This window comes from Burkholderia sp. JP2-270 (assembly GCF_003233675.1).
Classification (GTDB): Bacteria; Pseudomonadota; Gammaproteobacteria; order Burkholderiales; family Burkholderiaceae; genus Burkholderia; species Burkholderia pyrrocinia_C.
The window spans coordinates 280,306-295,786 of the sequence record NZ_CP029828.1; the positions used below are offsets into that span (position 1 = coordinate 280,306).

Annotated in this window: 10 protein-coding genes; 5 read left to right on the forward strand and 5 right to left on the reverse strand. The window is 62.2% G+C overall.

Annotation, left to right across the window (positions count from 1 at the left end):
- Positions 1-125: 125 nt before the first annotated feature.
- Positions 126-569 carry a replication initiation protein gene (locus tag DM992_RS42180; protein WP_162631883.1) on the reverse strand — a complete coding sequence of 148 codons (444 nt, stop codon included), beginning with the start codon at positions 567-569 and terminating at the stop codon, positions 126-128.
- Positions 566-9,466: a filamentous hemagglutinin N-terminal domain-containing protein gene (locus tag DM992_RS40760; protein ID WP_239511559.1), complete on the reverse strand. Its 8,901-nt coding sequence runs from the start codon at positions 9,464-9,466 to the stop codon at positions 566-568. The genes DM992_RS42180 and DM992_RS40760 overlap by 4 nt, the downstream gene beginning before the upstream one ends.
- On the opposite strand from DM992_RS40760, the gene DM992_RS42185 reads away from it, so the two are divergent.
- The 5 genes from DM992_RS42185 (at position 9,465) to DM992_RS40780 (ending at position 12,416) form a co-directional block, all read left to right on the forward strand.
- On the forward strand, positions 9,465-9,623 hold the full coding sequence (locus tag DM992_RS42185) for a hypothetical protein (RefSeq protein WP_162631884.1): 159 nt from the start codon (positions 9,465-9,467) through the stop codon (positions 9,621-9,623). The two genes, DM992_RS40760 and DM992_RS42185, sit on opposite strands and share 2 nt — an antisense overlap.
- Positions 9,624-9,993: 370 nt before the next feature.
- Positions 9,994-10,293: an H-NS histone family protein gene (locus tag DM992_RS40765; RefSeq protein WP_111021857.1), complete on the forward strand. Its 300-nt coding sequence runs from the start codon at positions 9,994-9,996 to the stop codon at positions 10,291-10,293.
- A 101-nt stretch (positions 10,294-10,394) separates the two neighbouring features.
- A complete protein-coding gene (locus tag DM992_RS40770; protein ID WP_111021858.1) occupies positions 10,395-10,787 on the forward strand; it encodes a DUF2471 family protein in 393 nt (130 codons plus the stop codon).
- 149 nt (positions 10,788-10,936) lie between these two features.
- Positions 10,937-11,866, forward strand: a complete 930-nt coding sequence (locus DM992_RS40775; protein WP_111021859.1) for a tyrosine-type recombinase/integrase — start codon at positions 10,937-10,939, stop codon at positions 11,864-11,866.
- A gap of 70 nt (positions 11,867-11,936) precedes the next feature.
- Positions 11,937-12,416: a hypothetical protein gene (locus DM992_RS40780; RefSeq protein WP_111021860.1), complete on the forward strand. Its 480-nt coding sequence runs from the start codon at positions 11,937-11,939 to the stop codon at positions 12,414-12,416.
- Positions 12,417-12,547: 131 nt separating this feature from the next.
- Here DM992_RS40780 and DM992_RS40785 read toward each other — a convergent pair whose 3' ends face one another.
- From DM992_RS40785 to DM992_RS40795, 3 genes are all read right to left on the reverse strand, one after another.
- Entirely contained in the window at positions 12,548-14,350 is a 1,803-nt protein-coding gene (locus DM992_RS40785) for a phosphoadenosine phosphosulfate reductase family protein (RefSeq protein WP_111022005.1), read from the reverse strand.
- A 71-nt stretch (positions 14,351-14,421) separates the two neighbouring features.
- Positions 14,422-14,985 (reverse strand): phospholipase D family protein, encoded by a 564-nt coding sequence (locus DM992_RS40790; protein WP_111021861.1) that lies wholly within the window; start codon positions 14,983-14,985, stop codon positions 14,422-14,424.
- Between the two features lie 87 nt (positions 14,986-15,072).
- Entirely contained in the window at positions 15,073-15,480 is a 408-nt protein-coding gene (locus DM992_RS40795) for a hypothetical protein (RefSeq protein ID WP_162631885.1), read from the reverse strand.
- Between the last annotated feature and the right edge of the window lies 1 nt (position 15,481).

The window sequence follows — 15,481 nt, forward strand, 5'->3', positions numbered from 1 at the left end:
CCGAATCATTCTTGTGTCTTTTAATAACCGAACGCTTACTCAGCGAGGCTCCGTCAGATGATTACGTTCAGATCGATGACGAAGTGGCTACTTTCCAATTCCGCGCATTGTCGTTTCCGAGTGCGTCATTCACCTGCGGAGCACAACTTCCGAAGAGTAGCGAGATCGTCTGTCGCGGCATGAGCTTCATAGAGTGCCTCACAAAAAGTCCCAACGCTTGAAGCGTCAAGTGCGTATGAGACGGCCGCGACGGCCCTCGCTTTGCGAAACCATGACATGGCCTCTCCCGCGTCATCTAACCCATCGTGTTGTTCGACAATTTCAAAATACTTTTCATCGAGATCTGATACTTCGTTGGTAATCGCTTGCCGCTCGGCTCGTGTGGTCTGATACGACGGATCGGAGAGAAATCGCAACCGATCGCCACTCAGATAGGCCACGACCTCAGCAGAGCGGCAAGCCCACTCTGCGACGCGGCAAGCCATCAATTTCCGCTGCGTTGCAGTCAAAGTCTTGCCGAGATCGACAAGGTCTGTCGCTACCGAATTTAGCCTGTCGCACGAATTCATTTTGGAACCTTCAAAGGTGTTGCCGGAACGGCGTTTGCGCCACTGATCGCTCCGGCGCAATTTGCGCATATCGGACGACCCGCTCCTACGGTTTGCACCGTGTATCCATTCTGAGCGGCCCACGAAGTAATGTCAGCTTCTGCATGTCCGGTACCCTTAATGACGACTTCGCCAGGATTCAGGCTGACACCAGGTCGAAGATATCCGTTTGGTTCGCTAGTAGAAACAACTACTACCTGATTGCCGTTCGGATCCAACACGACGCCGACGCCCATTGTTACTCGACCTTGAGATCCCGCGGGCAATTGCGATTGCAACTGAGCAGCTCGGCCGGCGGCGTACGCTTGTGCGTCCGAAAGAGACATTCTCCCACCGGCGACACCCGCAGCTACTGGACCGTTACCGGTCGTAATTGCTGCTGGCTCAGCTCCTGGCTGAGGACCAGCAGCTTCAGCTGCATTGGGCGGAAGAATGTTGAGCGTTTCTTTTCCCGCATCGACATGCATTCCGGGCTCGCCGCCATTCGTTTCGAAGCTTGACGTCGGCTTGATGTGTCCTGCTGCGTTGTTCAGAGCTTCATTCTGCGCGGCCGTTGCACCGGCCATCGCGTTTTGACCAGCCAGTCCCGCAAGCCCACCGCCCGACCACGCCGAAAGCGTTGCCAGCATTGCCACCTGGCCCTGATCCAGCGGTGCACCGCTCGGATCGAGCAAGCCAATGATCTGCTGCGACAGCACCGCGCTCGTTGCCGCACCGATGGCACCTCCGCCGCACCCTTGCCCCGTAGCGGCACCCGCAGCACAGCCGAGGGCCGCGTGAGCCGCCACGTAAGCAGCGCCAGTCAGCTTGTTGTCCTGATTCAGGTTGCCGATCGTGTAAGCGATTGATGCTGCCGCATTCGTTGCCGCGCTGTCGCGCAGATTCGTCAGGAAGCTACCGCCTTGAAGGGTCGTTTGAACCGTTGCTTGAAGCACCGATTCCGCCGCGATCGCCGTAATCGTCGTCGGCAGCGAACCCGCCGCCGCACCCGCCTGCGGCACCAGCGTGTTCCCCAATGTCTGCACACCGGCCAATGCGGCAAGGCTGTCCCTCGACGCCGTCCACGACCAGCCAGGCGCGCCATTGCTGAACGTGATGCCGTTCGTTAAGCCCGCCGTCAGCGCCGCCGTGCCCGCTGTCGCCAGCATCGTTCCCACGTTGAACGCACCGCCGCTGTTCAACTGGCTCATCGTACTGTTCATCATGCCGGCGAAAGCCGCCGACAGCGCTGCGTTGGCAGTGCCTGCTCCCAATGCACCTGCACCGGTTCCTGCCGCAGCAAATGCCGAACCAGAGCCTGCCGTCGCACCGGCTGCCGCCCCAACGGCTGCCGACGCCACCATCCCCGACATGATCGACAGCCCGACGATCACGCCGGTCATGAAGAGCTGGTCGTACCAGCCGTCGCTACCGTAGACCGCCGAGGTATCCAGATGATCCGAGACAGTCGATTGGGTGAACTGCCCACCGAGTTGCGTCTTCAGGTTCGACAGCATTTGCTGCGTCGCCGCCTGATTCACGCTGCCGTCGGCGCTAGCTTGCTGCAAGGCCCCGCCGATCTGATTCAGGCTTTGGACGTTCAGATCGTAGTTGGCGGCCGACATAAAGCCGCCTTGCTGCGCCACGGTACCCGTGGTCTGAAGCAGGATGCCGTCCTGACCGGTCTGATAGATCGTGCCGACGTTCGTCGACCGCTGTTCGTTCGTGAGCGAGTTCGTGTTGACCGTCAGATTCTGTGCGGTAACGGTCCCGGTGTTGAGGATGCTGTTCGCGTAATTCAGCGCGACATTCGTTCCTGTAATCTCACCGTCCGCATTCACCACCGCGAAGTTCTTCGGCAGCAAGATCTCGGGCATCAACGCCTGCACCGTCGGGCAGGTCGCGCCCTGACACCCCGGCTCGGGCACGCTTTGCTCGACATACCAGAGCATCGGCGCATTGATCTGCGCGAGCTGCGCATCGCTCAGTTGCGTGCCGAGCGCGACATTGTTCTGCTTCGCGTATTCAAGCGCCGCACCGTACAGTGCCGCCTTGTCCTGGTCGTTGATCGACGCCTGGCTCGTGCTGTCGGTCGCGCTCGGCGTGCTATAGAAGCTGCTCTTGCCCGTCGCCTGCAGCGCTGCCTGCTCGATCTGCTGGTTCTCGGTGTACGGGTCATAATAGAACGGCACGCTGCCCGGTTGCAGGTTCGCCGGCAACGCTGCGATCAGTGCCGCGGACGACAGCGGTTGCGTAACCTGGACGGCCGCGTTGCTCGTCAGGTAGCTGACCGGCACGGTCTGACCCGCGATCGTCTTGACGGTCGTGCTATAGGGCGTTTGTGCCGTTCCTGCCGACAACGAGCCCGTCACGCCCCCATTCGCCGTGACCGTCGTGATGGTCGGCGCAACCGGCTTGCCGACCGTCTGCACGCCAATCGGCGTATTCGGCGGCAGACCCGTTGCGCCCGTGACCGACGTCAGCTGGCCGTTTTGGTTCGTCACCCGCCCAGCGTTGTTGATGGTCGTCGCGACCGAACCCGGCAACGTCGGCGGCGCCAACGAAATCACTTGTCCCGACACCACCGGCGGCGGCGTAAAGACGTTCGGATTCGTGATCCCGTTGACGAGCTGCGAACCCGTCAGCGCGATCGATTGCCCGATCACATTCCCGGTGTTCGTCAAGGTCGGCGAGTTGACGCTCAGGCTGCCGGCCTGAATCGTGCCCGGCACGAAGTCCGGCGATCCGACATTCGACGGCAGGCCCGACACGGCTTGTGCATTTCCGGCGTTGAACGCGCTGCCGTACAGATTCTGGCAGTTCGACGCCATGCCGAGACAGCCCCACGTGCGCAGCCCGCCGGGATTGCCGGTCCAGTACGCGTGCAGGTACTGGTTGTCGCTCGATGCGCTCTGCGTCGCGCTGATCGTCGCGGTATTGAGCGCCGTGACAAGGCTGCCGGTGTTGCTGAACATCCCAGCCGAAATCGACAGATTGTTGTTGGCCGTGATCGTCGCCGGCGCGGCCGACTGCACCTCGATATACGCTTCGCAGTTCTGTCCGCAGCCGGTAAAGGGCGACGCCGATCCGTAGTTCTGGTGAACCGTGGCCGGCGCGGCGATCGTGTTCGTGACGCTCGCCGCATTGATATTGACGTTGTTGCCCGCCGCGATCGCCGCCGACGTATTCGTGACGCTCGCCGCTTGCGTCGGGTTCGCCGCAGTCGTGCCAGCGCCGCCGATCACAACATCATGCGCCGCGACCAGATTGCCGTAGGTATTGGCGACCTGATTGGCCGCAATGACGATGTCGTGACCTGCCGTGACGTTGCTATTGGCCTGCTGGTAGCTATACGTCTCGGAGTTCGGATTCGTCGTATGCAGCGACGTGCAACCCGCATTCGATACGCCCGATGCGCAACCCGCCGTGACCGACTTCGAACCAACATTCGATCCCTGGTTTGTGAAGCTCGCGGCCTGAATGTTGACGTCGTTGCCGGCGGAAAGCGTACCCGCGTTGGTCAAGTTGCCGCCGGACACATTCAGATTGTGACCGGCAAGGACTTGACCTGCCGTTCCCTGCACGGTCGTACTCTGCGACACGGAAGGAATCGTGACGGCCGACGGCGAGTTGATCGTAAACGTCGTCGGCAAGCCGATGTCGTACGAGCAAATGCTGTTCAGATCGCAAGCGTGAATCCCGGTGCCCACGATACCGCCGCCCGAAGAACCCGGTGATGTGTTGACGCTCTGATAAACCGCGATCGGCGTACCGCCCTGCCCCAAGAATCCCCCCGCATTCGAACCGCTCAATGCTTGCAGACCCGACAGCAGCGTATTCAACCCCGTTGCATCGATCGTGTCCGTCACCGTCGACGTATAGGATCGTGACTCGTTGTTCAACGTCTGCACGTTCAGCGACACATCGTTCGCAGCACTGACGGTCCCGCCTTGGTTATTAAGCGTCTGGGCAGTCAGGGAAAGATTGTGACCGGCCGCGATCACCGACGGTGGGCCGGACACCGCGCCGACCGTCGTCGTCGTTTCGATCACGCTCGGCAGCGTGAAGGTTTGGCTAATGCCGGCATTCGGAACGTTAGCCGACTGCACGTACCAGTACGCCGCCCCGAGGTTACCCATCGGAGGCTGTGCCTGCGACGCGTCCCCCGACAACTGGACCATCGTGAAGGTCCCCGTCGAGGCAACGGGCGCCTGCGTGATGGCAACCCCGACCGGCGACAGCAGATCGCCCAGCGTCGCCTGCTGTGTCAAAGGAATAAAGTGCGGCAGGACATGGCCGCCGTTACCGTTATAGTAAAACTGGTAATTGATCGTGCCGATGACGGTCGACCACAACAGGCCCGGGTTATCGACCACCTTCGTCGTCGTGGTACTCGCCGCGCTCGACGAGATTGCCGCGTTGTTGACGTTGTTCGCGGTGATCGACAGATCGTTGGTTGCGGTCAGATGCCCGCCGGCGTTCCCCAGATCACCCGACAAGGTAATGGTGGCGTTGCCGCTACCGGCCGGACCGTTTGACGTTCCAACCTGCGTCGTACCGTTCGAATTGTCGTAACTCGTTCCTGAAATCGTCAGCGTGTTGTTCGCCTGCACGAGACCGGCATTCGTTCCCGATCCGTTCAGCGTCAGATTGTTGGCCGATACCGTGCTACCCGCCTGGTTCGCGAGCGAGCCATTGACCGTCAGGTCGTTACCGTTGATCGTGCCGGTGTTGCCGACTGCGCCGTTCAGTGTCAGCGAACCCGTGCCTTGATTGATGGTTCCGGCGTTCGTGATGCCCTGCGCGGCCGTGACGGTAACGGCCCTCGCCGGCAGCGTCCAGGTCCCCGAGTTGTTCACCGACAGCGCAGACAGATTCACGCCGTTGGTGCCGTCGATCGTTCCAAAGGTCGCAGCCGACGGATCGAGTGTCTGGTTCGGCAGCGCCAGCGTCGCAACGTTTTGGGCGAGAATTTTGCCATTCGTGTTGTCATACGCGCCATTGCCGCCGGTGACCGTCACCGTCGTATTACCGGTCGCCGCAGTCGGGTTGTTCACGTCGCCTGCGAAAATCAGCCCGGAATTGCTCAGGCTGCTCGTCGTCAGATTCAACGCGTTCGTCGCCATCAACGAACCTGAGTTCGTCGTCGCATTGCTGACGTTGAAGTTTGCGGTCGGGCCGTAAATCGAACCCGAATTGTTCAAGTTGGTGGCGGTGACGTTCGCCGTTTTCAGCGACGACAGGCTGCCGGTGTTGCTGACGTTCGTGCCCGACACGGTCAGGTTACCGCCCGCCATCTGCGTCCCGACGTTCGAGACCGTGTTGCCGCTCAGGCTCGTATCGCCCTTGAAGGCGGCCGTGCCCCCCGTCGTGAGGGCTTGGGATGCCGTGATCTGTGTGGTTCCGCCAACGACCGCGTTCGCAGTCGTGACATTCGCACCGCTCAGGGTCGCATTGCCGTTCACCGACAAGGCCGGCGCAGTCGCGCTGAACGGCGCGTTGAGCTGGCCAGCAGCCGTGTCAAGGGTGTTCGTCGCCGTCGCCGTCAGGTTGCCGCCGACTGCCAGCCCTTGTGTCGTGATGTTCGCAGCCGTCAGCGTCGCGTCCTTCGAGACGGTCGTCTGGCCGTTCAGCGCCATCGTCTGGCCTGCGTTCAGCGTGCCATTGCCCGCCGTCGAGACCGCTCCCGAGGCCGTCAGGTTGCCACTCTTCGCGTTGATGCCCAGGTCGCCGAGACTCGTCACACTGCCTTGCGTCGCGACGTTCGTGCCGGCCGTGATCGCCGTCGTGCCACCCGACAGCGCATTTCCTGCAAGCGTCGCGCTACCGTTGGTCGCCGTCAGCGTGCTGTTGCCGACTGCCGTCGTCGCGCCGACCGACAAGTTGTTGCCTGCCGTCGCCGACAGGTTGTTGCCGGTCTGGATCGCACCGCCGATGCCGATGTTGTTCCCCGCACTCAGCGTCGTGTCATTCGCGACATTGACCGTGCCCGAACCATTGATGTCGCGTCCGGCCGTCACGCTCGCGTTGCCGGACCCGTTCACCGACAGGCCGCCGTTCAGGTTCGCATCGCGGCCCGCCGAGATGATCGTGCTCTGACCGGTCTGCACCGTGCCGGCGACAGTTGCATCCTGCGCGGCGGTGATGTTCAACGCGCCCGGCGTCGACACGGCGCCGGCGACCGCGACACTCCCCGCGCTCGAGCCGATCGATGCGTTGCCACCGCTGTACGTCGTGCCACCGAGGCTCACACCCTGCTGACCGGTCGCGTTCAACGCGCCGAGCGCCACGACGTTGCCGGTCGTGCTCAAGGTCCCGCCGTTCGCTGCGAGCGTCATATTGCCGATCGACGCCGCGCTGCCGTTCACTTGCGTGCTGCCGCCCGAGCTCACGCTCAGATTGCTGCCGCTCGTGACATCACCGCCCAAGGTCGAATTTCGTCCGGCCTGAATCGAGACTGCACCCGGTGCGCTCACTGTCCCGCCGAAAGTCGCGTCCGTACCCGCCGTCGCCGTGATCGTGCTGCCGCTCTGCAACGCGCCGTTCAGCCCGATCGCCTGCCCTGCGCTCAGGTTGACCGCGCCTTGCGACGACGTGACGTTGCCTTGGCCCGTCAGCGAACCCGCCTGCGCCGCGATCGATACGGGTCCCTGCGCCTGTGCCGTCCCGCCAATCGCTGCATTCTGCGCGGCGTTGATCGTCAGCGCACCGTTGGACTGCGCGTTGCCATTCACGGCTGCCGAGCCGGTTTGCGCCGTGATCGTCGTATCGCCGACCGATGCCACCGAACCCGCAACCGTTGCATTGCGACCTGCCGCCATCGCAACCGTGCCGCCACCGACCAGGTTGCCGGTTTCGGTCACGTCGCGACCAGCCTGAATCGTGATCGCGCCCGGCGCCGATACGTTCGCGAGCGTCGCATCCTGCCCTGCCGTCGCGGTGACCGCGCCTCCGCTTTGCACCGCACCGCTATACGCAATGTTCTGGCTCGCCGAGAGCGCGACGTTACCCGTCGTCGTGCCGATCGCGCCGGTCCCGGTCAGGTTGCCGTTCGTCGCAGCCAGCGTCGCGTCATTGGTCGTCGTCAGCGCGCCGTTGACGGCCACATTGCCGCCGGACACGTTTGCGGTCGCGGCCTGGGTTTGCCCGGCAAGCGTCGCGGTGCCGCCGGACTGAACCGTCAGCGTGCCTGGCGTCACCGCAGTGCCGGAGATTGTCGCGTCGCCGGCGCTTGCCGTGACGGTCAACGGCCCTTGTGCCGAAACGTTGCCGCCAACGACCGCACTCTGTCCGGCTGTCACCGACAGCGCCGCGTTGCTGATCGCGCTGCCCGCAATTTGCGCGGTACCCGTGGTCGCCGCAATCGACGTATTGCCGACACCCGACACCGCACCATTCACGGTCGCGTTGCGGCCGCCCGTCAGCGCGACCGTACTGCCGCCCTGCACTGCGCCATTCACCGTCAAATCGCGTCCGGCCTGCGCCGCGATCGTGCCCGGCGCACTCAGCCCGCCGACCGTCAGGTCACCATTCGTCGCCTGCAGCGCGACGTCGTGCGCCGACAGCGAGCCGATCGACATCGACTGGCCAGCAGTCAGCGCAGCACTGCCGTTCGCCGCCACCGAGGTTGCATTGAGATTTCCGCCTGCGGTCATCGACACGTTCTGCCCGGCCGATACCGAGCCGGTCGCGTTGATGTCACCATTGGCCGTCACGACATAGTTCTGGTTCGCGAGCGACGTCCCGCTGATCGTGGTGTTGCCAGCACTGGTCAAAGCGACGTCTTGATGTGCAAACGTTTGACCCACCGAAATGTCGCCGTTCGAGTTGACGACCACATTGCCCGCCGTTGCGGTCAACGGACCTTGCATATTCGCGCCAAGGCCAGCCGCGGTTTGCACGATGTAGACCTGCCCACTGGTCACCGAACCGAACTGATTCGCATCGATGGCCAGGCCATTCGGCGTGGAGATCGCCTTGACGGTATTCGGCAGGCCGTTACCCGCCGTGCTATAGGTCGTGCCCGTGCTGTCGGTCGCGCTCGGCGTGACGAGTTGATTGCCGGTAATGATGTTCGTCCGGCCGGTCGCCCGGATCGGGGCATAGATCCCCACCGATTGCGCCACCAGGTCGATCGACCCGACGGTTCCATCTATCCCGGCGCCTGGACCATTGACCCCCGCCGGTCCGTTGATCGAAATATTGCCCGACGAAACGTTGTAGCCAACGGCGCCTGCATGCGCAAAATCGGTCGGTGTGCCGCCCACGCCCGTGATAAATTGCGGTGTCCCGGTGGTCAGCGTTAGGTTCGGCGTGTTCGTCAGTGAAAGCCCATTAACCGAAATTCCGCCCGGTGCAGAAATAATCAGGGCTGCGGGTGCGCCAAAAATCTCGAGCGGCCCATTCAACGTCGCAATGTTGTTGGACGTGACCTGATTGATGATCGTCGAGGCCGGTCGACCGTGCAGATTCGGGTTCGCGCCGAGCGCGCCGCCGAGCAAAGGCACCCCCGCCTGCGTGCTGTTATTCAGCACCAATCCTGTCGAATCAACACCAAATGTCTGGTATTGATTCAAGCTAATTCCGTTTGCGTTTGGCGAAGTGACGTTCACCACCGGCACGCCCGAGCTAGTCGACGTAATCGTCGGCTGGAACTGGATCGGCGCCCGTGGATCGACAATCGGTGCGGCATGTGCAGTCTGATCCACGAGCAGCATGGCGGGCGCGAAATACATGACGACCGACATGACCCAGGCGGTCGCCTTGACCCAAAGCGCATGCTCTTCGCTTTTCAGCGAAGCTTGACCGAAGATAATCTTCTGCTTGGCCGTTCCCCGTTGAACGTGCCGAGTTTCTATTTCGCGCATCAGTCGGCGCATGATTGGTCTCACCCGGAATTTTCGGCAGATGTTCGCACAGCCAAAACCGAAAGATGGTCAACAATTGTCATGGCTCTATCTTCCAGAAGATGAGCCATTACAAAATGCCTTCATGGCGATCGAGGCATTAAACATTAACCAATCCGCAGCAAGTTAAATATGAGATAACTTGATTATTTTCGAGATCGGTTTAGTCGAAAAAAAAGCAGCTCTCGGCTGAGGCGCTGTCTGCCGTGCCTGCCACGGCTTTCGTGCCGCGACAAATCGGTCGTACGTGCACCTCAGAGTCGGATAGAAAGGTTAAAAACCGTTTCAGATAACTAAAATCGCCTCAACGGATACCACTCTTTTGAGAGGCAATAGTCCTTCGTGGCACGACATAACACGCATAGATGGCGTGAGTCGATTCACACGGCACCTGCGATTTTTACGAGGTGCCGCGTTGCGTTCTATCGACGCAATCTTGACTTTCTTTCGTACCCGGTAAGGTAGTCGATACCAATTTCCTAACCACGCATGGAGAAAACATGTCGACATACCAAGAACTTCTCGCGAAGCGCGCCGCACTCGAAGCGGAAATCAACGCGGCCAAAGGGTCTGCGCGCGAATCTGCCTTGAAGGAGGTGCGCAAGCTGGTCGGCGAATTTGATATCAGCGCCCGGGAGGTCTACGGCGCCCGCCAAACGCGCAAGCGCGGCCGTACCGACCCGAAGTATCGCCATCCCGAAACCGGCGCGACCTGGAGCGGCCGGGGCCGCCCGCCAGCGTGGATTGAAGGCAAAGACCGCGCGCTCTTCGAGATCCAGCAAAGCGCCGCCCAGTCTTGAACTCCCGCGGAACACTGGTTACATTTTCAGTGTGCCAGGCACGGCCGCCACTCGCGATCTGCGGAGTGGCTGGCCGCTGCTCTCTTTTCTTGCCGTTTACTATGAACCACGCCCCGACAGTTGATTGCCACGATCCGGAGTTCGATCCGATTCGGTACGGGTATGCGCTCGAGCTCGCAACGGAAGATCTGCGACGCACCGCGACGTCGCTCGCAGCACGCTATATCAGCGCCGGCCTTGCTCACGCCTTGAGCTGGCCGCTCTTGCTCGAGATCGAAGAGCAGGCGTTCTCCGATCTGGCCTTTCAGAGCCGCAACGATCCAGCGATCGTCGACGCACTGCCGCGCATCGGGCCGGCGACGATGGCGGGCGTCGATTTCAGCGGTCTCATCGACTGGAGTCAGTCGGATCCATCGCTGCCGATTGTCTATCGGTGCGTCCGCGAGCTTCTGATGGTCGTCCCCACGTCCTCGCGCAGCGAGGAAGCCGCGTGATCGACGCGTTCCGTGTGCTCAACGAGCTGCGTTCCGATGCCCACGCCCGAAAACGGATGAAGGGGCGCCCCACCCTTCTGCTGGCAAAGGACGCGAATCGGAGATTCGCGTTATGCTTGGAGCGGGCAATATTCAGTATATAAGATCGAATGGACGAACCGACTCTCTGGCTGTCGGCACCAACCGAGGCCTATCAGCAGTGGCAACGCACGGAAGCCGCCGGCGCCGATCGGCGCGCGTTCTCGCCGCGGTCGATCGTCCAGCACGAAGCGATGTTCGAACGCTTCATGCGCCACCTCGCCGCCGCTCAACGGTCGCTGGCCACCTTCGGGCCCGACCACCTCGAATCGTTTTTCGCTGATCTCGATCGCCGGTGCAAACCCGGCACCACGACACGTCTCCGCTACGAGAAGCTTCTCGACAGGCTTGGCCGACACCTGGTTGACGTCGGCGTGCGCAAGACCAATCCAGCGGCCGCCTATGCGTTGACGCAGACGTGGCCGGAGGACGAGCCCGTCCCGGTGTACCTGCTCGAAGCCGATGATCATCGACTGCAGGCGTCGATCCGAGCCATTGACGGACTCGACGATCGCGCGTTGCGGAACCGCGCCATCGTTGGCTTATTGCTCTCGACCGGCATCACCGCGCAGGAAATCCGGCAGGCGACCGTCGTCGACCTCGACCTGTCGCCGGCGCCGCGGCACCTTCAAATCCCGAAGCGCGGCCCGCGCGAAGCACGCCGGATCAACGTAGCCGAATTCGCGGTACCGGCGCTCACACGATGGCGAAACCTGTCAGCGGCCGCCGACAGCCCACTGCTGTTCCCGTCCCCCCGTGCCGGCGGCCCAATGACCGACGAGATGCTCGGCCGCATCGTTCGAGACGAACTCCTCGCGATCGACGTTCGGCTTCCCGATATGAGTCCACGCACCCTGCGGAACACGTTCGCCAGGCGCCTGCTGCTCGCCGGCAGAAGCAACGATGACGTCATGCATCTCTTGGGCCTGACGAGCCAGCGCACTGTGATCCGCATTCGGGCAACGATCCCGACCCGGCCTCAAGCGGCACTCCAGACTTGACTTCCGCTCCGCCTCGATAGCCTGAAAGAGCCAGCAAGTTCGCTGGCTTTTCGCTATTGGAGCATTCAATATGGACTACGTATCGCGCTACACGGACCTCGTCTACTCCGCCAACGGCGGCATCGCCGTCTGCAGCTACCGGCTGCTCGCGCTCGCGTCGGAACCGACGCAGCTCGTCATTCAGGTCGAGAACCACGGCGGCTACAAGGACATCCTGATCACCGATCACATCGTCCGCGACGGAATCCTCAACCGAATCGCCGATCGCGAACTGACGGGCATCCCGTTCGACCTGCTTTGCGTTGCATTGACCGAGGCCGGCCAACATCACATCGTCTTCGTCGAAGCCGATCTCGAGGACTACATTCATCGCGGATATCCGTATGAGCGATCCGCACAGCCGGCCGCACGTGGCCGGCATATTGAGCGCATCTCGATCAATTCCCGTGACCTGGTGGTCGGCCGGGCCCGCCTGCAGACCGCGCATGCGACTCCTAAGTTCGCAGACGACAGTCTCGCGGCCATCCTCGACCGGCCGACGTCCGCGTAAGCGCCGAATACGCGGGCGTGTAGCCTCGGCTGGGCATCACGTACTGAGTCCGATCGCCAACAACAACGGAGGCGACAGGCAGAAAAAAACCCGGTGCAGACGCACCGGGTTGGGTTCCAAAGTGTCGGGCTTCAAGCCGCCTGCGAGAACAGATCGACAGGCGCCAAGTTCAGCATCGTGAGGTGCTCGGTGTTCGATATCGCGCGGTCGACGAGAAATCGATCAAGCTCCGCCGGCGTCAGGTTGCATCGCTCGGCGAGATGCGCGAAGTACTGCCCACGCTTGGCCATCTCCTGATACCGGCCCGCCATACCTTCCGGAAGCCGAAGAATGCCCTCGTTCAGCCAGAACCGCGCCGACTCCATCCCCGAGTGCTGCTGCGCCTTCACTGACCATCCAGCATCGAAGCTGCACGTCACGAACGCACACGCTGCCTCGACGTCTACCTCGAACTGGTCACTCTCTTCGAAATAGACGATCTGCTCGCCGGACCTCGTGCGCGCATATCGGCTCGGACGCTCCGGATGGCGGTAGCGATTCCACTGTTCCGCGGCGTAATCCCGAAGTCCATCCGTGGGCACCTCGGCGTCGTACGCGCCGACAAAGAACCACCCGTGATGCGGGATGTCGATCTTCGGCAACGGGTCGAGGACCGGCACATGGTAGCGCCGTCCGAGCCTATGCACGTCGAACCAGACCGACAGAGCTGGAAACGCGTGCGGCGCGTAGTGGTGCATCGAGAGATAAAAATCGATCGCCACCAGCTGCGCCGGTGTGATCATCTCGAACTGCACGTCGCAGAGCGCCCGGTTCTCCGGCGTGTCAGGTATCTCGCCCGTGGCCAGCGCGGCCTCATGCCGCTCAGCGCGCTCGACCTCAAGCGCGTCAAGCGTCAGCAGGTACTGCAGCAATCGAACACGCTCCAGGTACGAAAGAACGTCCGGCTTGACCGCCAGATACCCGGCTTCGCTCAGCTTCCGGCCGACGAGCTCGCGACAGCCGAGATCCCATTGCACGGCCATCAGGTAGTTGCGGAAGCGATTCAGGCCCTCCAGATGACGGTGGCCAGCTTCCTTCACCATCGACTCCATCGAACGATCACGCTCGCCGGTCACGCAACAGAACGCGCATCCGAATCGAGAACCGCACGCGGCACGCGCGCCGCCCTCTCCCAGAATCACACCGCATGTCCCCTCGTTCCCAGCGCGGTATAGATCCGAGAGCCGCCGGATCGACTCGCTGGACACGGGCGACGGAAAGGGGCGACCTGCATCCTCCGCGAAGAGCGAAAGCATCGTCCAAACGCAGTCGGTGGACCACTCGGCGACCGGCGAAAACGTGAGAAATCCGTCCACGTTCCGGACGGGTCTCAGCGCATTCTCGTTGCGAGCGGCCATGGCCGTTGCGCGACTACCACTTTCCCCGAACCGGTTGCCGAGTATGGTGACGACTTCGCTACTTCCGCCAGCGGCCGCCGAGCGCTCGAGCGTGACGCGCAGGCGATTCTGCGGGTCGACCTTCCAGTCCGCCGCACAGGCACGTATCCGCTTTCCGTTCTTCACCCCGTTTTCCGGGGTGCGAGGAAGCGTCCCGCGCCCGATCGTCGCAACGACGAACTGCGACGCTAGGGACGGCTTCGCAACGTGCACGGAAACTGGGACATCCGCATCGTGATTCGCGTCGCGGATCTCATCCAGCATGGCCTGGAGGTGCCAGTGCATACTCGGATTTTCGATTGTCGTGTCTGCGCTCGTCATGAAGTGCTCGCGTGACACGTCGGTGCCGGCACGCCTGACGGCTTCCAGCATCAGGATCGCCGTACACGTCGAATCCTTCCCGCCGCTCAGGGCATTCGACAGGGTATAACCCTGCCGAATCAGCGCGACAAGTGCGTCGATCGCCGATTCCATCTTCACCAAGATTTCAGAAAACATATGCTGCTCCATCTGCACGGGAACAGCCCCATTCGGGAGCCATTCCCGCATGGGTTGAGGATAGATGCCGATCAGGGCGCGCGGTAGAGTTCGCCGCGCGCAGAGACCGATTCCCAGTTCTTCAGATAGACGTCGGCGATCCGCGCGTCGCCGCGCAGCACCACGACGTTCTCCGAGTTGTACCGGGCCGCCTGTTGCGAGTAGTTGTAGCTGCCGGTCTGAACCGTGACGTTGTCGATGACGATAATCTTCGAGTGCTGAGCCGAGTAGCTGTTCACGACCCGAACCGGAATCCCGGCGTACGTGAGCGCTCCGAGCGCGGCGCGTGCCCGGCCGCTGCGATCCTCGTCGAGGTTGCTGCGGGCATCGACCGTCACCGCGACGTCGACGCCTCGCCGTTTCGCGGTGATCAAGGCTCGAGTTACTGCCGGTGCGGTGAACGAGTAGGCCAACACGCGAATCGACTGGCGAGCTTCGCCGATCGTCCGCAACACCAGCGCTTCAGCGCCGCCATCCGGCGAGAACGCAATTTCGACCCGCGGCAGGGGCTGCGCCTGCGCGCGGCCGCCCAGCGCGATCGCAACGCAACAGCACAGCCAAGCCACCAGCACGGCCCAACCGATTTGCTTCTTCATAGAGGTATCTCCAACGGAAAAGAAAAGCGCCGCCCCATTCCCGTGCCGGGCGTTGAGATACGGCATCGAAACGTTGTGACGAACGCATTAGCGGTTCGCCAATGCTTTCGCCACATCGCGCGCGGTGACGGTCAAGAGCCAACGACCACTCTTGTCCCGCGGCCAGCGGGCATACTCCGCATACCCTTCTGTCTGCGGTCCCGGCGAACTGGCGACCGCGACGAGGAAGTCAATGCGATCGGCAGGAACGCGCAGTACAGAGCAGCTGGATTGCAGCGCGCACCGAACTGCCGAAAGCCCGACGTATGCCGGTGCATCAAGCACGGTCAACGCTTGCAGCGCGACGTCGCGCGCGGACCTGTCTCCAGCTTTGTCGGCGACGATCGAGAGCGTCGCCAGACGTGCCCGAACCGACATCGCGTCGAATGAATCTCGCGCGCTTTCCGGCACGACACGCGACGCGAGCTGAACAAGATCAACATTCAGAAGTGGCATA